The sequence below is a fragment of the Acetobacter nitrogenifigens DSM 23921 = NBRC 105050 genome (assembly GCF_000429165.1).
GTDB classification, from domain to species: Bacteria; Pseudomonadota; Alphaproteobacteria; order Acetobacterales; family Acetobacteraceae; genus Acetobacter; species Acetobacter nitrogenifigens.
Genome location: NZ_AUBI01000010.1, coordinates 62,337 through 81,468, shown reverse-complemented (window position 1 = coordinate 81,468; position 19,132 = coordinate 62,337). Strand labels below are relative to the sequence as shown.

Here is a 19,132-nt window from a genome sequence, read left to right as displayed (position 1 = left end):
CCGGGCGAACTGATCCGACGGAGGCAGGCATCGCCAAGGCAACAGACTCTGGAAAAATCGATGGCATGGCCTCATGACAACCGCAGATGACGCCGATCATACGTCGGGAGGGGCTTTCCAGCGGTTGCGGTCGCGGTTGGGCGTGTTCGGGTTGAATGGCGGCGAGCCAGTGAGCACGCCCGATTTCGGTCGCGCTGATCTCCCGCGCGAGGCCTCCGACGTCGACCGCTTTCCTCCTGTTGACCAGGAAACGGCGGACATGTTTCTGGAGCGGCGTTTCGTTGAGCTAATCGAACGCGTTCATGCACAGGATAGTCACGTTCGTGGACTGACCGCTCTGGTCGTGCGGCTTGAGGCCCAACTGCGCCGCGCGAACGAGGATATCGCCTCTTTCCGGCAAGCTGGAGTCGCTGCGGGTAGCGGTCACGCGGCTTCCGGCGCTCCTGCGGGGGAGAGCACGGCGACGCCCGGAGGGGAAGCGCAGCAAAACGGCGCGACGAAGCAGGACGCTGCGGATGCAGGTGACGACGCAGATCAGGATAACGACACACGGATGCGCCGCAACGGAGTGACGTTAGGCGGCGAACGTCCGGGTGATCAGGCTGGCGGCGGCGACTGTTCAAGCGCGTGCGATGAAGTTGTGTGTGGCGGCGCGCATCCCTCTTCCGAGGTGGCGGGGCATGGCGATGTCGGCATGTCCGTTGATGCTGACGCGCCCAATGACGTAATTGGGCGCCGTGATGCGGCGGAGCCCGGTCGCGGAGACGCATCTCACGGTGCAAGGGGCTCTGGCGATGTGAGTTCGCAGGGGCGTGCAGGTCCGACGGACGAAGCGGCGGAGAATGGCGGCGCGGTTCAGCATGGCGTGGTGGTTGCGCGTGAACGTCTGCCCGGCAGTGGCGATGAGGCCGCAGTTGCTGCAGTTTCGTATGATGTCGTGCCGGATTGCGATGACACAGGCGCGGACTACGAGGCGAACGCGGCTCCATCCCTCGAGACTTCCAGCGCGCTGGCGAGATTATTGCGGCGGGTTCCTGCTTTGGGAAGCATACTGCGCCGTCGGACTCCAGTATCTTCAGACCGGATGCAGGCCCAGTCGTCTGGTCAGGAGCCGTGGTCTTCCACTCTGGTTGCTGGTTCGTCCCTCTCGCCCGAGGGGGTGGTTGATGAGGCGCCCGTCTTGGATGCTTCCGGTCCGGAAGCCGGAACGCCTGTATCTTCCCACAGCGAATGTGAATCCGGTCAGGATGTAGAACGGCGGCAGCATGCCTTGCATGAGGCCGCAGCGGAATCGGCGTCGGAGACTCTGCCGCGCGCATCATGCGCCCTCACGCCCAGGAGCGCCTTCGATGACGATATGGCGCTGATTTCCGGATCGTCGTTGTTCGACGCGGAGTGGTATCGCGCCCAATGCGACGCGCGGCCTGATCGAGCCGAACTAACGTCTGAGACGAACCTCGTCGAACATTATTGCCGTGTGGGTTGTGAACTGGGGATCGATCCGCACCCACTGTTCGACTCGGTTTATTATCTGGCAGGCGTTCTCAGTCGTTCCCCGTCTGAAAATCTCGTCGGCGAGGCTGGATACGGTGTTCAGGGCAACCCGCTGGCGCATTATTTGCGCGCTGCGCCCTATGCTGCGTCAGACCCGCATCCTTTGTTTGAGGGGGCGTTGTATTGCGAGGGAGGGCTGCCCGGCCCCTTGCGTGGTTCGACTCTGCTGGAGGATTTTCTCGACAGAAATGGCGGCGCGCGACCGAATCCCGGTTTCCTTCCCGGCTGGTATCGCGCTGAATATCTTGCTGCAGCGGCGCTCGAGATCAATCCGCTCGTTCACTATGTCACAGTTGGAGAGAGTCTCGGACTGGCGCCGCATCCGCTGTTCGATCCCCGCGCGTACCTGGCTGAACATCCGGAATTCACTGAAGTCGGCGCATTAACCGGATATCTCCTGTCTACGCGAGATACGCGAGGCGTCGGGGAGGACGACCCGGCGCTGCCGCCTGCTCCCGTTCAGGGTTTTGGAGCTGCGGTCGCGCCGTATTCCGCTGTGATCGTCGGTAATTCCTCGCCTTACGCGCTATGGCGCTGCATCTACGCGCTGACGACTCAGGCGAATGTCGACGTCATATTGGTCGGCGTGGAGGACGCCATCGTGAAGACGCTGCTGGCTGCCCTGCCGGTTCGTGTGGCCCCCACGGTCAGGCTCGGGCTGCTGCGGGCCTTGGGCGATCTGGCGGTTGTGATGGAAAGCAGCTTTTGGCTCGCTGCGGGGGCGCTCGACGCTATAGCGGCGTCATTTGCGCAGGACGAGCGGGTCGTGCTGGTCGCCCCCGGGATTGTCGAGGCGGCGGGAGCGACGATTTCGGATGCGGCTTTGTCGGGTGCGGAGGGCTCCAGACAACACGGGAGAACCGTCAAGGCCGCTTCGCTTGAGGGCGGATGCTTCGTCGTGCGTTGCTCCATCGCGACGACTGGCGGCGGAGTGGACGCATGTCTCGACGCGGCGCTCGATCATGTCGGCGACCTCGCCGGGCGTTCGCTGGCTGAGTGGGGGGACGCCCTGTCGTCGCATATGCGAAAATCCGGGGGACATGCCCTGCAGCGCCGCGATGTTGAGGCGATCCGACATGTTCGCCGCTCTCTGCTCAGCGATGTTCCTCAGCCGATAGACGAATCCGGGCTTGGCGCCGGGGCGACTGCTTCAATGGCGCGAAGTGTGGTGACGGAGCCTGCGTTCATGGCTGTGGTGATCGACAGGGCGGGTTCGACTTTGGGCCGAAGTCTCGCAGGTGAGGCGGGGCGCGGGTATGTGTTTTATGTTGACGATACGGCGCATGGCCGCATGCCGCGCGCTGACGGCGGGGAACGTCTGGACGACTGGCTGGAGCGTCGGGGACGGGACGTGTCGGCTATACTGGTCGGGCCGGAAGCGGCTGCGGTGGACGTCCTTGCGACGCTGCGAAACGCAAGCGGCGCTCCTGTCGTGCTGTTCTGGAACGGCGAGAAGACCGATGCGACCGAGAGCGCGCTGGCTGGGGTCGATCTTGTTCTGGCGTCTGGGGCGGCCGACGTGGCAGGGCTGCAAATGCTGGCGGCGGATGCCGGCGTGACCGTGGTTTTCGCAGGCGCCGATTTTGTGGAGGGCGACGCCTTCCGGCTCATCGCTGAGGCTCTGCGATAGATCGCCATTCTCGCGCGACGCACATGTTTGCGTGAGGCGCCAGAACGTGACGTGCATTACAGTATTTCATTTTTTACAGTGCCAGTCCTCTGCCGGGGGCTGACTGCACATGTCGCCGGGGACCTCGAAGACACATAAATATAAAAGAGAGACCGTTCATGAACATCATGTCGCAGCAGGCCTCCCTGTCCAAACCGCCCTTCAAGTCCCGTTACGAGAATTATATCGGCGGAGAGTGGGTCGCCCCGGTTGGCGGCCAGTATATGAAGAACATCTCGCCTGTTAACGGTCAGGTGTTGTGCGAGGTTCCGGATTCTCGCGCGGCGGACATCGAGCTTGCGCTCGACGCCGCGCACAAGGCGAAGGAAGGTTGGGCGCGTACGTCCCATGGGGATCGCTCCACCATCCTTCTCAAGGCGGCGGACCGCATGGAGGCCGAACTGCAACGCATCGCGGTTGCGGAATCCTGGGACAACGGCAAGCCGGTTCGCGAGACGATGGCCGCCGACATTCCTCTCGCGATCGATCATTTCCGCTATTTCGCCGGATGCCTGCGCGCGCAGGAAGGCGGCATCAGCCAGATCGACGAAACCACGGTCGCGTATCATTTCCACGAGCCATTGGGTGTGGTCGGGCAGATCATTCCGTGGAACTTCCCGATCCTGATGGGCGCATGGAAACTGGCGCCGGCTCTCGCCGCCGGAAACTGCGTCGTCATGAAACCGGCCGAGACGACGCCTGCGAGCATCCTTGTGCTGATGGAAATCATCGGCGACCTGTTTCCGCCGGGCGTGCTCAACATCGTCAACGGTGTGGGACGTGAAGTCGGCGCGGCGCTGTCTTCGAGCAAGCGTATCGCCAAGATCGCGTTCACCGGCTCTACGGCCACCGGGCGCGGCGTTGCGCACGCGGCGGCGGAGAATCTGATCCCGGCCACGCTGGAACTTGGCGGCAAGTCGCCGAATATCTTCTTCGCCGACGTCATGAACGAAGATGACGGATATCTCGACAAGGCGCTTGAAGGTTTCGCGATGTTCGCGCTGAATCAGGGGCAGGTCTGCACCTGTCCGAGCCGCGCGCTGGTGCATGAGTCGATTTACGACCGCTTCATCGAGCGTGCCTTGGAGCGCGTGAAGGCGATCCGTCAGGGCGACCCACTCGACCCAATGACGATGATGGGCGCGCAGAACTCGAAGATGCAGGAGGACAAGATCCTTGGCTACATCGACGTTGGCAAAAGCGAGGGGGCACGCCTCCTGACCGGCGGCTCCCGCCCGGATCTGGGTAAGGCGTTCAATGACGGGTTCTACGTCGAGCCGACCGTGTTTGCGGGCGACAACAGCATGAGGATATTCCAGGAGGAAATCTTCGGACCTGTCCTCGCCGTGACGACGTTCCGCGATGAGGCCGAGGCGCTGGCCATCGCCAACGACACCCCCTATGGACTCGGCTCCGGCGTTTGGTCGCGCAACGCCAACACCTGCTACCGCATGGGGCGCGGCATTCAGGCGGGCCGCGTCTGGGTGAACTGCTACCACGCCTATCCGGCGCACGCAGCGTTCGGCGGCTACAAGGAATCTGGCATCGGTCGTGAAACCCACAAGATGGTTCTCGATCATTACCAGCAGACGAAGAACATGCTCGTCAGCTACAGCGAGAGCAAGCTGGGCTTCTTCTGATCGTTGTCGCCCCCGATGACGAGTAACGTCGGGGGCGGACTTGCTTTCATGCGTTGCGCAGGAGAACACTCGTCATTCGAACCGAAAACGGCGTAGCCGCCGGGTGGCTGAAAGGGGGCGTTCAATGCAGCAAGCGCAGTCGCTCGGACGGCTTCGTAATATCGGCAAGGCCGCTCTTGCCGATTTTCGCGTTCTGGGGATCGAGACTGTCGACGATCTGAAATCGAAAGACGCAGACACGTTATATGTCGCGCTCTGCCGCCAGACCGGGCAACGGCACGACCCCTGCGTCCATGACGTGTTCGCCGCAGCAATCCATCAGGCGCAAACCGGGGAAGCTCTCGACTGGTGGAAATTCACGCCCGCCCGTAAGGCGCGTCAGGCGGAGGGAACGTTTCCGGTCGTTGCCGCTTCTTCGTAATGGCACGCGACAGCGTCGTATGCTCGTGAGTGACGTTGGTGCTCCAAGTTTCACAAATGCTTTCTTCTGACCAATGTTTTGCGAATTTATTGTGTGGTCTGCCCATTTTCACTGAGCGCGGTTTCGGTCGAAACGACGTAGCCCGCCGTGGTGACGGGCTCCACGCATTTGAGCGACGTCGCTCAAATGCAATCCACTACCCGACGGGCGGCGTAATGGGGCAACGGACAATAAGATAGGGCGGCTGGCGCAGGTTATGACCGCCGTTCATCGCGGGCAGGCGGTTCCACTGCCCCAGAACGCAGTAAACATGCCGATCCGTAGCGAAGATTCCATCTGGCCAGACAATGCGCCGGTCGCGGGCGATCACGTCGATGGAGCCGTCGACGTTGCGACGCATGATGGCGTCGTGCTCTCCGGCGGTCAGATAAATGCGGTTCCAGGGATCCGTGGCCAGACCGTCCGTCATCACCTTCTCGCCCAGATCGACCACGGCTGCGGCAAGCTGCTCCTCCGTCGCGTCGAAGTTCGACAGCAGCGCAGTCGGCAGCCTGTAAAGGCGACGGCTGGTCAGGGGGGAGTAGTAGAGCATCGCGCTGTCCGTGCTCAGCGTAATGCTGTCGACCCCGCCGGTCGGAAACTGCGCATGCTGCGCCTGATACCGGCGCGGCTTGCCCTCCAGTACGGCGACGAAGCCTTTCTCCGCGACAATCGAGGGGTGGCCGGACAGGACGCGCCGTTGTCGCCCCGTCGCGATGTCGATCACGACAAGCGCGGGCGACGTTCCGAACGACGAGTCCGCGACATAGACGACGCCCTGCGCGCCATGCGTCAGATCGACCCGCAGGTCGTTCATATGGCTGTCGGGAAGCAGCGCGGGCGACTTGAGGACGAGACTGGCGATGCGTCGGCCAGAAGCCGGGTCGAAGCCGACCACTTTCGCAGCGTCCGGTTGTAGAGGCTTGCCCGCGATCTTGCCGTCATCAATGCCCCACAGACGCCCGCGCGTGTCGATGGTCAGGCCATGGAGCGAGATCAGTTTTTCTTCGGGCGGCAGGGCGCTCGGGCGTGTCGTCTCGGCATCGGGAAACGCCGTCAGACGCCCGTCGCGCAGTTCGTTAAGCGTCGGCTGGTCATGATCCTGCGCATGACGCGGCAGGCTGATGAAGACGCGCCCGTCGGGCGTGACGGCGATGCCGGACGGCCCCGGATCGGGCAATGCGGCGATCACCTCCATCTGCCCCGCTGGCAGCATGTCCTGCGCCACCGCCACGCCCTGCGCGTCCGGATTGACGCCGGAGGCCGCGTTAGCCGCTTTCGCAGAAGCGAGGGCGATGGGAAGCGCAGGCGCGGCGGCGGCTTTGGCCAGCAGGGAACGGCGGCCGAAACCGACGGATTGGCGGGGCATGGGGCTTTTCCCTTCACGGCGGCGCCGGGTTTGAGAGGTCATGATCTGACCTTACGCGGTAAGGGGCGGAGGTGTCGCCCCGTGCGTGAGGATGGTGAGTGGCCGCCTTGGGGGGAGGACGGAAGGTCTGCTTTATATGTAGATTGTCATTTCATCAGACATAGAAGAATATATTTTCACTTCTAAGGTCGGATAAAAAAATGAATGACTTTCCAACGCACACCATGTTTTTTTCATTGGCTATGTTTATTCTGTTAATAATTATTTTCCATACATATGTATACAGAGCCAAACCAAACGCTCGTTTTTTAAAGAAAGTTGATTATTGGTGGCTTGCATTTTCTTCTTTGTCTTTATTTGGGGCTGTTTATGCACAAAAACAACTTTACGCAGATAATATTATTAGTCGCAGTAATTCAATAACCCAAGAAGACATCGAGTTATTAAAGAAAGAAATTTCTTTTCAACGTAATTACGTCTGCAATACCCCATGGGTAGAACCAAAATTTCCAGATCCGGACGCCATTACTAGATACAAAACGCGAAATGAGGCGTGTGAGTGGTTTAAGGGACAAGATGAAAATGCCAATAAGGAAGGAATTACTTTCAAAGACATCATAGATGTTGCTGGCGAGCCTGTTCCAGAAAAATTGTCACAATGGGAAAATAATGAAATAAATAAATTACTGGTTATATCCAAAAAACAATTAAATGAAAACGGATACATCCACAGCGAATTTAACAGAAGCTTTCCAGAAGAAATAATAATATTTATTTTCCCATACATTTTAGTATTGGCTCTTGCCCTGAGAATTACAAAAGTAACTGGAGAATTAAGGATTCAAAAATAACAATAATATTCTCTCGCAATGATAATTATAATTTTAGACAAATCAATTAATTGAGGTGTAAATATAACATCTTTATAAAAAGGTCGGATATGCAGAGAGGGTCTGGACCTATTTTTGTCAGAAAAGAGGGGCGAAACCGGCCACACCAGCGTGCAACGTAATCGCCCAATTTAAAGAACAATAGAACTTCATTTGATCGCGCCAATCTGCGAACCCCACAGTGGTACCCGCCGGAGCAAGCGGGCCTACGGAAAAAGACCTCAGCCCACTACCGCCTCGCTCCGGCTGCGTCTCAGCAACACGACCGTAAGCGCGCTCCCGGCACTGGCGCAGAGCGCGCCGAGCAGGAAAACAGACCCGTATCCCGTGTGGTCGGCAAGAAGACCGGCGATCGGGCCGGTGGCGCCGTAGGCGAGATCCTGAAACGCGGCGAAGCCGCCGAGCGCCGCTCCACGCAGTTGTGGCGGGATCACCTTCACGACCTCGACACCCAGAGACGGGAAGGCCATCGAACATCCGGCCCCGGTCAGCAGTGCGCCCGCGAATGCGAACCACGGATCGGGCGCGCTCCAGAGCAGCCACTGGCCGCAGGCTTCCACGGCGAGGGAGGCGACGGCCACACGGTAGCCGCCGATCCTGTCGGGCAGGTGGCCGCAGAACACGCGGGTCAGCACAAATGCGCCGCCGAACAGGCTCAGGCCCAATGCGGGATAGGGCCAGTGACGGTGCAGGAAATACAGCGTCATGAACGCGCCGAGGCCTGCGAACCCGACGCCTTGCAGGCCAACCGCTGCGCCCTGCCCGGAGATGCGTCCGAGCACGCGCCAGAATGACTCGCGCCGTCCGGCGGCGATGGGGGCGGGCGCCACGCCGAGCACGAGCAGCAGCCCCAGTGCGGGGGCCATCGCGCCGACGGCCATGACGCCGCCAAAGCCAAAATGATGAAACAGGGCGAGGCCGACTGGCGCGCCTACGGCGAAGGCGCCGTACATCGCAGCGCCGGTCCACGCCATGACCTTCCCCGCACGCGGCTGGCCCATAAGGCCGATGCCCCAGCCGAGCATTCCGACGATGGTCAGGCTCTCCCCAAGGCCGAGTAGCAGGCGCCCGGCGATGAGCACCGCATAGGCGAGGGAGGGAGGCAGCGTGGGAAGCGCCGCGGCTGCGCAAAGCGCGCTTGCAACGATATAGAGAATCAGGCCGCGCCGTTTGCAGACATGGCCGCCGAGCCGATCGGCGACGCCACCTGCGTAGTTGCGGGTCAGGATCGTTGAAAGAAACGCGATCCCGACGGCGAGTCCTGCGAACATGTTGCCGAAGCCCGACAATCCCGTGACGAAGACGGGAATCACCGGCAGCGACAGCGCCACGGCCATGTATGACAGGAACAGCGCGGCGCTGAGCCGCGCCAGGGTGTCTGTTCCGAACTCCTGCCCGGTCGCCTGTCCGTTTCCGGGAGGAGCGTTCATCGGATCAGAGAGGCTGGAGAAGATGGATTGCGATCGGTTCGGCCAGCAGGTCGCCGAGTTTGCCAGCCATCGTTTTGAAGTGATCGGTTTCCAGATGCGCGTTAAAACCCTCGCGACTGGCCCAGCGCTCGATGATCACGATCGTATTCGGATCGTCGATGTCGCGGTGGGGGGTGTAAGCGTGATTCGCCGTCTCCGCACGGGACGGAGCGACGCACGGCGTGATTGCCGCAATGACTTCTTCCACCTTGCCCGGTTTGGCCTTGACGATGGCTGCGACGTCGATGGTCGACATGGGGGCTTCTCCTGTCCTGTTCGTCTGGTTGGCGTTTTGGCGCGTGGGCGTCGGGGCGCGGTTGTGCGCGTCCCGTGCGGCGCGTCAGGGGGTAGCGATTGAGGCCGCTTTCATATTCGGCGTCTTTTCGAATAACGCGGTTCCAGCGTTTCTCCTACCGGCGTCGCCGGGGTTGACGGAGATTTCATAGCGCATGGAACGCAGCGTCGGATCTGCGCCGGCATTACGCGCGATGGCGTGCGGCGGGCCGGGATCTGTTGGCCTGAGAGCAACGGCTCAAGGAAGAACATGGAGTCGTATCGGCTACGCCAGACGTGCGGGAGCGTGAAGTGGGGCGAGTAATCGACATCGCTACGGGCCGCTGGGCTGGATGAGCAGGGTTCCGCCAAGGCGTGGACAGTGTGAATCCGGGGGGGTAGTCCGGAGGCTTCGTTTTAACGGTTCACCTGACGAATTTTTGGACCGTGGAAGACGCCGCAGCGTTTTTGCCCGGCTCGGATGTGCGTATGGGGGCGTCCCCTCTGCGAGGTTTTTCCGAGGTCATTCCATCCGGAGACGTTGCCGCCGGAATCACGGGGCCCCATATGTGATCGGGGACAACTAGGAGAGTTCGGCGCACGTCTGGGCGGCCGCCCAGACGTGCGCCTCAAGCGTGCCTTCCAACACCGGCGCGACGCGGCTTCGGGGACGAGGGGCGGGGCGTGCATGGGGCTGACCGCCTGTGGCGGGCTTTTTCAAAACGAATTTGCAGGCTGCTGCGTTTGCAGGATCGTATTTCAATGACCGGAGATGCCATGACGGCCGAATTTCGCGTGCGTCGCCGATGAACGAAGATGCTATCGTTCTGATTTTCTTTGTGTTTTGTGGCGGAATGTTGGCGCAGTGGGTGGCGTGGTGGTTCAAGCTGCCGGCGATCGTCCTGTTGTTCTCGCTCGGTTTGCTGCTCGGCCCCGGCCTTGAGCTTCTGCATCCGTCCGACCTGATCGGGCCGATGTTTCACGTTCTCGTATCGCTCGCCGTGGCGTTGATCGTGTTTGAAGGCGGGCTCGCGCTCGACTTCCGACAATGGCAGAGCGCGGGCGAAGGGGTGCTGCGGCTGACGCTTGTGGCGTTGCCGATAAACTGGGGTTTGGGGGCTTCGGCGGCTCATTACGTCGGTGGGTTGTCCTGGGGGCCGTCCTGTCTGTTCGGCGCGATCATCGTCGTCACCGGACCGACCGTGGTGCTGCCGCTGTTGCGCCACGCGAAATTGCGGCCGCGGGTGGCTGCGTTCCTGCGCTGGGAAGCCATTGTGAACGATCCGGTGGGCGCGATTCTGGCGACGCTGGTTCTGGAAATCCTGCTGATGAAGCCGGACGAGGGGTCGAGCGCTTTCTTCACGGCGCTTCTGCCGCACCTGGTCGTCAGCTCCGTCGTGGCGATCGGGTTGGGGGTCGCCGGTGGGTGGGGCGTCAAGCAGCTCTTTATCCATGATCTGATGCCTGAGCCGTTGAAGATGCCTTTGCTGCTGACGCTGGCGATGACGGTCTACGCTCTGGGAACGCTGTTCATGGACGGCGCGGGGCTGATGGCTTCGACCGTGTTCGGCATGGCGCTCGCCAACATGCGGGTGCCGGGACTGGGCGAATTGCAGCGCATGAAGGAAAGTCTCGTCGTCCTGATCGTGTCGTTGCTGTTCATTCTGCTGACGGCGGATCTGCAGCGCGTGGTGTTGCAGCGCCTGTCCTGGTCGATTCTCGCCCTGACCTGCGCCGTGATTTTTGTCGTGCGGCCGCTTGGCATCTACCTTGCCACGCTTGGCAGCGCGCTAAGCTGGCGCGAGCGCGTGTTCGTGGGCTGGATTGCGCCACGCGGCATCGTCGCCGCCGCCGTCGCGGGCGTTGCGGGCATACGTCTCAGCGAGGCGGGGTTCGAGTCCGCACAACTGGTCATGCCGGCCGTATTCGCCGTGATCGGCAGTACGATGCTGTTGCACGGATTCTCGCTCCGTCCTCTGGCGCGGCGGCTGAGGCTGACGCTGTCTGACGTTCCTGCGCTGGCCATTGTGGGGGCCAATCCGTGGTCGCGGGATCTGGCGCAGGCGGTGTTCCGCGCTGGTACGCCGGTGACGCTGGTGGATACTGCGGCCCGTCCTCTGATACCTGCCCGGCGGGCGGGGGTGCCCGTTCTCCGCGCGGAGATGCTTTCCGAGGCCGGGGCCGAGAGTCTGGAGGAGCGACCTGCGGACTACCTGATCGCGACCACGCCTGATGCGATCTACAACGGCATGGTTTGCGCACATCTCGCGCCGCATTTCGGCCGTGCGCGTGTTTATCAGGTCAGTCCGGGAGTCGCGCGGCTCGACGAGTATCGTGGGCTCAGCCGGGATGCCCGCGGCAAGGTGTTCGGGTTGCCGGAGTGGAATTTCACCCTGCTGGAGACGCTGTATCAGGAGGGGTGGCGGTTTCAGGCGCTTGAGGTGACGATGGCGACGCTCGACGCCTTTCTGCAGGCGAGAGGCGATCGTCTCGATTTCATCACGCTGCGGCCGGGCGCCGGGATTTCGATCCACTCTGCGGAAGACTCTGCGGGGACGCCGCCCTCTGCAGGGGATGTCGTGATTTCGCTTGTGCCGCCGAGGGCGCCTGATGCGGCGGCGGAAGCGCAGCCGGTAAAAGCGATTGAGACCGCCGGAAGCGACGCCCCGGCCGTATAAATGCGTTTCGGCGGGCGAGAGGTTTGAAGCCTCACGCGCCACTTATGGAGATTCACGGGCGCGCTCCTGACGTCTTTGCGTGCGCCCGCGTCAGTATCCGGTCGGGCGCCGATGTGGTCGGAAGGTAAATTGGCCCAATATGGTCGTGTGACGCCTGGGCGTCTCCGCCATGCTGCGTCACTGTGACGTTGGGCAAGGCCTCGGGCTCAGGCCTTCGATTCAACGCGTCGGAGCCGCCAGCGTTTTGCGGGTCCAGGTTCTCCGACTTGCGCGATCAAGCGCGCGTTCCCCGAGAGCCGGTCGATCAGGATTGCGGTCGCGGAACGTCTATCGCCGCGACGCCTGACGCCAGCACGGCCCGGAGATCGGCTTCCGTCAGCGCGATGCAGCCTTCCGTGGGTTTTCCGTCCGGCGATTGAAGGTGCATGAAAATCGCAGACCCGCGTCCGGGGACGATGGGCGCGTCGTTGTGACCAAGGACCACGACGATGTCGTACAGATGGTCCTCTCTCCACAATTCCTCGTGACGAGCGGGGTGCGGCAACGCCACCTGAGTGTTGTAGTCGGCGTGCGTCACGTCGTCGCACCAGCCGTCGGACTGCGCGATCGGTTCGAGCGGCAATCCGCCGACTTCCGGGCGTTTTACACGGTCCGCGCGGTAGAGAACGCGTCTGAGCGCGAGCGTTCCTGTCGGGGTGGCGTGATCGCCTTCTTCCTTTTTGGCGCTCACTCCGGCGGCCCCGATCACGGCGCGATAAACCCTGTCGGCGCAATGCAGTCGTGCGTCGCTGCCGCTTTCAGGCACGAGGGTCGCATGTATCATCAGACTATGCCTCGGAGGTTTGCTGTCATTGCGACGAAAATCGACAGGATGGTCCGTTTCGCCGTCGGCGCCTTTTCCCGTCGCCGGATCGGTGGTCTATAGCGGAATAGATGGCGCCGCGCATGGCCCCTCCGTTCTCTTTGCCGAGGATGGCGGAACTGGCGACGACGCCGAAAAAACGCGACCGGATATTGTCGCGGCGGTGGTGGAGGGCTAGTGAGCCCCCCACAGAGATGGTGAGGTGACGATGTCGGGCGCACGTCCTGTTTTAATTGTCGACGATGACCAGACGCTCCGACAGATGCTTGTCGAACAGCTGCAGGTCGAGGGCGAGTTCCAGCCTGTAGAGGCGGCTTCTGTGGCCGAAGCGTGGGCTGCGCTGCGAAAGCCGGAGTCACGATTTGACGCCGTGATTCTGGACGTCACGCTGCCGGACGGCGACGGGCGCGATTTCTGCGTGGAATTGCGGCGCGAAGGCGTGCGGATGCCGATTATCATCCTGACCGGCTCGGATGATGAGGCTGATGTGGTGCGGGGCCTCGACGCGGGCGCCAACGATTATGTGGCCAAGCCCTTTCGCATCGCGGAATTGCTGGCGCGGCTGCGGGCCCAGCTGCGCATTTTCGAGAACAGCGAGGACGCCGTGTTCACGGTCGGTCCCTACACGTTCCGCCCGTCTGCCAAGCTGCTTCAGGAGGCGGCGCGCAACCGTCGCGTTCGCCTGACCGAGAAAGAGGCCGCGATCCTGAAGTTCCTGTATCGGGCTGGCACGCGACCGGTGCCGCGACAGGTTCTGCTGAACGAGGTCTGGGGCTATAACGCGGCGGTGACGACGCATACGCTTGAAACGCATATCTATCGGTTGCGTCAGAAGATCGAGCCCGACCCCTCCAATGCCTGTCTTCTGATCACGGAAGGCGGCGGCTATAGGCTCGACCCGGAAGGCGGCGTGCCGCAATCCTGAGAGCAACATCTCGATCGCCTCGGGCCGCCTTGTGCGGCCCTTGTGATTCTTGCGGGTGTGATTCCTGCAGGTGAATTTCGATTGGGCGTTTGGGGATGCGCGGTTCGGCCCGGTATGCCCCGTGCGCGCGCAGACTGGGGGCGTCAGGCCGCAGGCAGACGCGTCAGACCGCCAGATCGACCACGACGGGCACATGGTCGGAAGGGGAGGCCCAGTCGCGCGCTTCCCGCACCACGGTCATCCCGGTCAGCGACGGCTTCAGGTCTGGCGTGATCCACACATGGTCCAGCCTGCGGCCACGATTGGAGGCGCTCCAGTCGCGGTTGCGGTACGACCACCACGTATAGAGCTTCTCGCCGGGCGGCACGAAATGGCGCATCGCGTCGACGAAGCCGGTCTCAAGCCAGGCGTTGAGGCGTGTGGTCTCCGGCGGCGTGTGGCTGACGACGTCCAGAAGCTGCTTGTGGCTCCATACGTCATGCTCCAGCGGCGCGATGTTGAGGTCCCCGACGATGACCGAGCGCGTCTTGTGGTGGGTAGCGAACCACGCCGTCACTTCGTCGACGAAAGCGAGTTTGTGCGCGTATTTCGGATTGGCTTCCGGGTCCGGGATGTCCCCGCCCGCCGGGACGTAGAAATCATGAATCTCGACGGGCCCGCTGTCGGTGGCGATCGTCGCGGCGACATGCCGGCAGTCGCCTTTTTCGCACCAGTCGGGCGTGTCTTCCGACGCCACGAGCGGATAGCGCGAGAGGATCGCCACCCCGTTGTACCCCTTCATGCCTTTGCGCACGAAGTAGGGATAGCCGAGTTCGGCCAGCGCCTTCTCCGGAAATAGCGGGTCTGGGACCTTCGTCTCCTGCAGACAGATCACGTCAGGGGCCAGATGCCGGATCACCTCGCCCAGCAGAGGGAGTCGAAGGCGAAGGGAGTTGATGTTCCAGGTCACGATGCGCATGAGGATCGGGATCGCCTATCGAGCGGATCGCGGCAAGAGCAATTCGTGGCGACGTTGTGTACCTGTCCTTCGCGTCGCGCCGGTTTGAGGCCGCGTGGCGCCGCCGATCGCGTTCCCGTCTTGTAAACTGCGGCGTCTGCGCCGATTTTCTGTTCATGATTTTCCCCGCTTCCTAGCGCTCGGCGAACGAAGCCCCTCCAAGGATGCCCCATGCTGAAGGCTGCTGTTTCGGACGATGTCCGCGCCCTACACGAGTCGTTGCTGACCCTGGACAGCCACATCGACATTCCGTGGCCGGACCGTGACGACGCGTTTCTCGATACGGCCGGGCGTTGCGTCGATTTCCCGAAGATGCGGCGGGGCCATCTCGCGGCGGGGTGCTTCGTCGCCTATATTGCGCAGGATTCGGTCGACGCTGACGGCCATGCGGCGGCTCAGGCGCAGACGCTGGAGATGCTGGCGGCGATCGATCGCATGCAGGGCGAGCGCAATGGTCTGAAGGCGCGCGTGTGCGACACCGTGGACAAGATGGAGGACGCGTTTCGGGAGGGGGTTCTCGTGGTCATGCCGGGCGTCGAGAACGGATACGGCATGGGCGACGACATCGGCATGCTCGCCCGCTTTCGCGCTCTTGGCGCGCGCTATGTCACGCTGACTCATAACGGGCACAACGCGCTGGCGGATTCGGGACAGCCGAGCCGGAAGCTCGGCGATCCGGAGGCGCGCCATGGCGGTCTGTCGGCGCTGGGGCGGGCAGCCATTGCGGAGATGAACCGGCTGGGGATGGTGGTGGACGTGTCGCACACGTCGCGCGACACGATGTTGCAGGCGGTGGAGGTTTCAGCGACGCCGGTCGCCGCGACCCACGCGTGCGTGCGGGCCTTGTGCGACCATCCGCGCAATCTGGACGACGCGCAGCTTGACGCGCTGAAGGCCAGCGGCGGTGTGATCCAGATCACCGCCGTGGGGGGGTTCCTGCGTCCGCGTGCAGAGCTTGGTTCTCGTAGGGCGACAGTGGCGGACTACATGGATCATCTCGATTATGTCGTCCGCCGCATCGGCCCGGAACACGTCGGGATCTCATCTGATTTCGACGGCGGCGGAGAACTGGACGGCTGGCGGAACGCGGGCGAGTCGCTCTCCCTGACGGCCGAACTGGTCAGCCGTGGCTACGACCGCAGCGAGATCGAAGCGTTCTGGGGAGGGAATTTCCGTCGCGTGCTTCGTGCCGCCGAGCGTGCCGCTACGGCGGCCTGACCTAGGCTCTGTGGGCCGGTTGAAAAGGGTCTGGAGCGTTCTGGCGTGGGGATATGGAACAAATCAGGATCACCTTTTCGGCCTGCTTCTGTGAATTTTGTCCACTCCCGGGATTGACACGAGTTTTTTTCAGAAGGTTTCGGAGGCGTCTCCGAGATTTGGCGGCTAATAAGTGGTTAAATTTATATACTTCAAAGGGTTAGCATTCTTGGCTAAATTTTATGCAATCCGAGGGATGGCGAGGAAGACCGGGACTTCCATAAATCTGTCATCTTTGATTCCACAGACTTATCCACAAGTTCGGTGGATGAAATCGAATGCCTGAATCGTCCGATCTTTCCGCTACGGAAACGCATGAACAGGAGGCCTCGCTTCCTGTGGAGGAAACGGGCGGCGTGCCGACTCAGCGCGGCGTCGGGGTCATAGCCGAGGCGCTGAAGACAATGCCTCTGTCGCCCGGCGTTTACCGGATGATCGGCTCGACCGGAGAGGTGCTTTACGTCGGCAAGGCGCGCGCGCTGAAGAAACGGGTCACGTCCTACACGCAGCTTTCGCGCCTGCCCGAACGGATACGCAGGATGGTTTCGGAAACCGTCGCGATGGAGATCGTGACGACGCATACCGAAGCCGAAGCCCTGCTGCTTGAGGCCAACTACATCAAGCGCATGAAGCCGCGCTTCAACATCCTGTTGCGCGACGACAAGACTTACCCATGGCTGGTGCTGACGGAACAGCACCCGTTTCCGCAGATCGCCAAGCATCGTGGCAAGATGGAGAAGGGCGCCAGCTATTGGGGGCCGTTTGCGTCGGCGTGGGCGGTGAATCAGACGGTGGCGATCATGCAGCGGGTGTTCCTGCTGCGTACCTGCACGGACTCGATGTTCGCATCGCGGACACGTCCCTGTCTGCTGTTCCAGATCAAGCGATGTTCGGCCCCCTGCGTCGACCGGATCAGTCAGGAGGATTACGCGCATCTGGTGACGCAGGCGCGGGAGTTCCTGTCGGGGAACGACAAGGAGATCAAGGCGGAGTTCGCTGCGGAGATGGAGCGCGCGGCGGAAGCGCTCGATTACGAGCGCGCGGCCACGCTGCGCGACCGCATTCGCGCTTTGGCGCAGATGCAGGATTCCAGCGTGGTGAACCCGGCGTCTATTGGCGACGGCGACGTGATTGCGGTCTGGCAGGACGCCGGGCAGGCCTGCATTCAGGTGTTCTTCATTCGTGGTGGCCGCAACAACGGCAACCGGGCGTTCTTCCCCGCGCACACGCGCGACGAAACCGACGCGGACGTCTTGCAGGCGTTTCTGGCGCAGTTCTACGACGACAAGCCGCCGCCGCCGCTTGTTCTGGTCAATTGCGAGATGCCGGAAGAGACGCTTCTGGCTGAGGCGCTGTCGATCCGGCGGGGGCGTAAGGTGGAGATCCTGCGGCCCCAGCGCGGCGAGCGGCGGGACGTCGTCGAACACGCCGAAACGAACGCCCGGGAAGCTTTGGAACGCAAGATGGCGGAAAGCGCCGGACAGGCGAAGCTGCTTGAGGGCGTGGCTAAGGCGTTCGGCCTGTCCGCGCCGCCGTCGCGGATCGAGGTTTACGACAACAGCCATATCATGGGGACCAACCCCTATGGCGTGATGATCGTGGGCGGTCCGGAAGGCTTCGAGCGCCGCGCTTACCGAAAATACGGCATCAAGGGCGCGATCACGCCAGGAGACGATTTCGCGATGATGCGCGAAGTGCTCGAACGTCGGTTCGGCCGCGCCTTGCGGGAGGCGGCGGAGAAGGCGGGCGCTGCCTCGGCCTCTGGCGCGGGTGTGGCGGGTGACATTGCGGCGACGGGCGGTTTGTCGGGGCAGAGGTTGGACGTCGCGACGTCGAGCGGCGCTGTCGGAGGAGAAGAGACGCCAGTGACTTCCTCTGCCGGAGGGCGCCCTGAGGGCGCTGGAGCCGACTGGCCGGACGTGTTGCTGATCGACGGCGGCGCGGGACAGTTCTCGGCCGTGCGCGGCGTTCTGGACGCCCTGGGCGTCTCGGGGGTGAAGCTGGTGGCGATCGCCAAGGGACCGGATCGTGACGCAGGGCGCGAGTGGTTTTTCACCGACGACCAGCCGCCGTTTCAGTTCGAGCCTCGCGACCCGGTGCTTTACTATCTCCAGCGCCTGCGGGATGAGGCGCATCGCTTCGCCATCACCACGCATCGGGCCGGGCGGTCGAAGTCGCTGGTGAAGTCGGAACTGGACGACATTCCGGGCATCGGGGCCGCGCGCAAGCGGGCGTTGCTGAACCGGTTCGGGTCCGCGCGGGGCGTCAGTCAAGCGGGTTTGAGCGAGCTGGAGGCCGCTCCCGGGATCAACCGGGAAACGGCCCGGTCCATCTACGGTCATTTCCATCCCGGGTGGACCGGGGGGTGAGGACGCGCGGGGCCATGAAATCGTCTTCCATAGCCTTTGTAATAACACTTTTGTGGTAGTTACCGTTCCGGGGAGACGCGAAGTGGAGTAGCTTGCCGCCATGATCACCGATCTGCCGAACCTGCTCACGTTGTCGCGGATCGTCGCCATCCCGGTTCTAGTCGCCCTTGTGGCGATGGCCCGGCCCGGCGCGGACGCTGCTGCGTGTCTGCTGTTCATCGCGGCGGCGGTCACGGACTATTTCGACGGGCAACTGGCCAGATCATGGAAAATGCAGTCTGATCTGGGACGGATGATGGATCCGATCGCCGACAAGCTGCTTGTCGGCGCGTCGCTGATGACGCTCGCCGGAATGGGCAGGCTTCCTTTCGACTCGCTCTGGCCCGCGATCGTCATCCTGTGCCGGGAGATTCTTGTCAGCGGGCTGAGGGAGTATCTTGCTGCGACGCGCATCAGTCTTCCCGTCACGCGGCTTGCCAAATGGAAGACCGGTTTCCAGATGACCGCCATCGGTTTTCTGCTGGCGGGGGACAGCACTGGGGCGTTGCTGGGGATGCCGTGGTTGCATGTTGGGATGTGCGGGGCGGTGATGCTCTGGATCGCGGCGGTCCTTACGCTCATCACCGGGTGGGATTACCTGAACGCAGGTTTGCGCCACGTCGGTCGTACCGCGCCCAAAGGGGCCGTCGATTCGGCGGGGTAGTCAGTCGGTTTTGATGT

15 protein-coding genes are annotated in these 19,132 nt (G+C 62.3%); 10 read left to right on the top strand and 5 right to left on the bottom strand.

What is annotated here, in order from left to right; translation table 11 throughout:
• Nucleotides 1-73: 73 nt before the first annotated feature.
• The 3 genes from G442_RS0112260 to G442_RS0112250 all read left to right on the top strand — a co-directional run bounded on the left by G442_RS0112260 (nucleotide 74) and on the right by G442_RS0112250 (nucleotide 5,284).
• Entirely contained in the window at nucleotides 74-3,184 is a 3,111-nt protein-coding gene (locus G442_RS0112260) for a hypothetical protein (protein ID WP_026398232.1), read from the top strand.
• Between the two features lie 167 nt (nucleotides 3,185-3,351).
• The gene (gene exaC, locus G442_RS0112255) at nucleotides 3,352-4,863 is read left to right on the top strand and encodes an acetaldehyde dehydrogenase ExaC (protein ID WP_026398231.1); all 1,512 of its coding nucleotides are present in this window, start codon (nucleotides 3,352-3,354) and stop codon (nucleotides 4,861-4,863) included.
• A gap of 124 nt (nucleotides 4,864-4,987) precedes the next feature.
• Complete coding sequence (locus tag G442_RS0112250; protein WP_026398230.1) at nucleotides 4,988-5,284, top strand: helix-hairpin-helix domain-containing protein; 297 nt, start codon at nucleotides 4,988-4,990, stop codon at nucleotides 5,282-5,284.
• A 196-nt stretch (nucleotides 5,285-5,480) separates the two neighbouring features.
• Here the strand turns inward: G442_RS0112250 and G442_RS0112245 are convergent, their stop codons facing one another.
• Complete coding sequence (locus tag G442_RS0112245) at nucleotides 5,481-6,692, bottom strand: L-dopachrome tautomerase-related protein (protein ID WP_084440568.1); 1,212 nt, start codon at nucleotides 6,690-6,692, stop codon at nucleotides 5,481-5,483.
• Nucleotides 6,693-6,892: 200 nt separating this feature from the next.
• Between G442_RS0112245 and G442_RS25100 the strand changes: the two genes are divergently transcribed.
• A complete protein-coding gene (locus tag G442_RS25100) occupies nucleotides 6,893-7,543 on the top strand; it encodes a hypothetical protein (RefSeq protein WP_146882445.1) in 651 nt (216 codons plus the stop codon).
• A 260-nt stretch (nucleotides 7,544-7,803) separates the two neighbouring features.
• Here G442_RS25100 and G442_RS0112240 read toward each other — a convergent pair whose 3' ends face one another.
• Both G442_RS0112240 and G442_RS0112235 read right to left on the bottom strand, forming a co-directional pair.
• On the bottom strand, nucleotides 7,804-9,012 hold the full coding sequence (locus tag G442_RS0112240) for an MFS transporter (RefSeq protein WP_051292266.1): 1,209 nt from the start codon (nucleotides 9,010-9,012) through the stop codon (nucleotides 7,804-7,806).
• 4 nt (nucleotides 9,013-9,016) lie between these two features.
• The gene (locus G442_RS0112235) at nucleotides 9,017-9,307 is read right to left on the bottom strand and encodes a putative quinol monooxygenase (protein WP_026398227.1); all 291 of its coding nucleotides are present in this window, start codon (nucleotides 9,305-9,307) and stop codon (nucleotides 9,017-9,019) included.
• An 823-nt stretch (nucleotides 9,308-10,130) separates the two neighbouring features.
• Here G442_RS0112235 and G442_RS0112225 point away from each other — a divergent pair.
• Nucleotides 10,131-12,002, top strand: coding sequence for a cation:proton antiporter (locus G442_RS0112225; protein ID WP_051292282.1), 1,872 nt, complete (start codon nucleotides 10,131-10,133; stop codon nucleotides 12,000-12,002).
• 304 nt (nucleotides 12,003-12,306) lie between these two features.
• On the opposite strand, the gene G442_RS0112220 is transcribed toward G442_RS0112225, so the two are convergent.
• On the bottom strand, nucleotides 12,307-12,825 hold the full coding sequence (locus G442_RS0112220; RefSeq protein WP_035376580.1) for a L,D-transpeptidase family protein: 519 nt from the start codon (nucleotides 12,823-12,825) through the stop codon (nucleotides 12,307-12,309).
• A 28-nt stretch (nucleotides 12,826-12,853) separates the two neighbouring features.
• On the opposite strand from G442_RS0112220, the gene G442_RS0112215 reads away from it, so the two are divergent.
• Together G442_RS0112215 and G442_RS0112210 are read left to right on the top strand one after the other, a co-directional pair.
• Nucleotides 12,854-13,042 (top strand): hypothetical protein, encoded by a 189-nt coding sequence (locus tag G442_RS0112215; RefSeq protein WP_026398223.1) that lies wholly within the window; start codon nucleotides 12,854-12,856, stop codon nucleotides 13,040-13,042.
• Nucleotides 13,043-13,072: 30 nt separating this feature from the next.
• Nucleotides 13,073-13,789: a response regulator transcription factor gene (locus G442_RS0112210; protein WP_026398222.1), complete on the top strand. Its 717-nt coding sequence runs from the start codon at nucleotides 13,073-13,075 to the stop codon at nucleotides 13,787-13,789.
• A 163-nt stretch (nucleotides 13,790-13,952) separates the two neighbouring features.
• Here the strand turns inward: G442_RS0112210 and G442_RS0112205 are convergent, their stop codons facing one another.
• On the bottom strand, nucleotides 13,953-14,747 hold the full coding sequence (locus tag G442_RS0112205) for an exodeoxyribonuclease III (RefSeq protein WP_035376579.1): 795 nt from the start codon (nucleotides 14,745-14,747) through the stop codon (nucleotides 13,953-13,955).
• 210 nt (nucleotides 14,748-14,957) lie between these two features.
• On the opposite strand from G442_RS0112205, the gene G442_RS0112195 reads away from it, so the two are divergent.
• The 3 genes from G442_RS0112195 (at nucleotide 14,958) to pgsA (ending at nucleotide 19,115) form a co-directional block, all read left to right on the top strand.
• A complete protein-coding gene (locus G442_RS0112195; protein ID WP_026398220.1) occupies nucleotides 14,958-16,004 on the top strand; it encodes a dipeptidase in 1,047 nt (348 codons plus the stop codon).
• A gap of 317 nt (nucleotides 16,005-16,321) precedes the next feature.
• Nucleotides 16,322-18,412, top strand: a complete 2,091-nt coding sequence (gene uvrC / locus G442_RS0112190) for an excinuclease ABC subunit UvrC (protein ID WP_051292264.1) — start codon at nucleotides 16,322-16,324, stop codon at nucleotides 18,410-18,412.
• A 100-nt stretch (nucleotides 18,413-18,512) separates the two neighbouring features.
• Nucleotides 18,513-19,115, top strand: a complete 603-nt coding sequence (pgsA, locus tag G442_RS0112185; protein ID WP_026398218.1) for a CDP-diacylglycerol--glycerol-3-phosphate 3-phosphatidyltransferase — start codon at nucleotides 18,513-18,515, stop codon at nucleotides 19,113-19,115.
• Nucleotides 19,116-19,132: the final 17 nt, after the last annotated feature.

Bases quoted from the DNA above. Each gene is read 5' to 3' on its own strand.
- G442_RS0112250 (WP_026398230.1), top strand. From the start codon at position 4,988: ATGCAGCAAGCGCAGTCGCTCGGACGGCTTCGTAATATCGGCAAGGCC.
- G442_RS0112240 (WP_051292266.1), bottom strand. From the start codon at position 9,012: ATGAACGCTCCTCCCGGAAACGGACAGGCGACCGGGCAGGAGTTCGGA.
- G442_RS25100 (WP_146882445.1), top strand. From the start codon at position 6,893: ATGAATGACTTTCCAACGCACACCATGTTTTTTTCATTGGCTATGTTT.
- G442_RS0112195 (WP_026398220.1), top strand. From the start codon at position 14,958: ATGCTGAAGGCTGCTGTTTCGGACGATGTCCGCGCCCTACACGAGTCG.
- G442_RS0112220 (WP_035376580.1), bottom strand. From the start codon at position 12,825: ATGATACATGCGACCCTCGTGCCTGAAAGCGGCAGCGACGCACGACTG.
- G442_RS0112205 (WP_035376579.1), bottom strand. From the start codon at position 14,747: ATGCGCATCGTGACCTGGAACATCAACTCCCTTCGCCTTCGACTCCCT.
- exaC (WP_026398231.1), top strand. From the start codon at position 3,352: ATGTCGCAGCAGGCCTCCCTGTCCAAACCGCCCTTCAAGTCCCGTTAC.
- G442_RS0112210 (WP_026398222.1), top strand. From the start codon at position 13,073: ATGTCGGGCGCACGTCCTGTTTTAATTGTCGACGATGACCAGACGCTC.
- G442_RS0112245 (WP_084440568.1), bottom strand. From the start codon at position 6,692: ATGCCCCGCCAATCCGTCGGTTTCGGCCGCCGTTCCCTGCTGGCCAAA.
- G442_RS0112225 (WP_051292282.1), top strand. From the start codon at position 10,131: ATGAACGAAGATGCTATCGTTCTGATTTTCTTTGTGTTTTGTGGCGGA.
- G442_RS0112260 (WP_026398232.1), top strand. From the start codon at position 74: ATGACAACCGCAGATGACGCCGATCATACGTCGGGAGGGGCTTTCCAG.
- uvrC (WP_051292264.1), top strand. From the start codon at position 16,322: ATGCCTGAATCGTCCGATCTTTCCGCTACGGAAACGCATGAACAGGAG.
- pgsA (WP_026398218.1), top strand. From the start codon at position 18,513: ATGATCACCGATCTGCCGAACCTGCTCACGTTGTCGCGGATCGTCGCC.
- G442_RS0112235 (WP_026398227.1), bottom strand. From the start codon at position 9,307: ATGTCGACCATCGACGTCGCAGCCATCGTCAAGGCCAAACCGGGCAAG.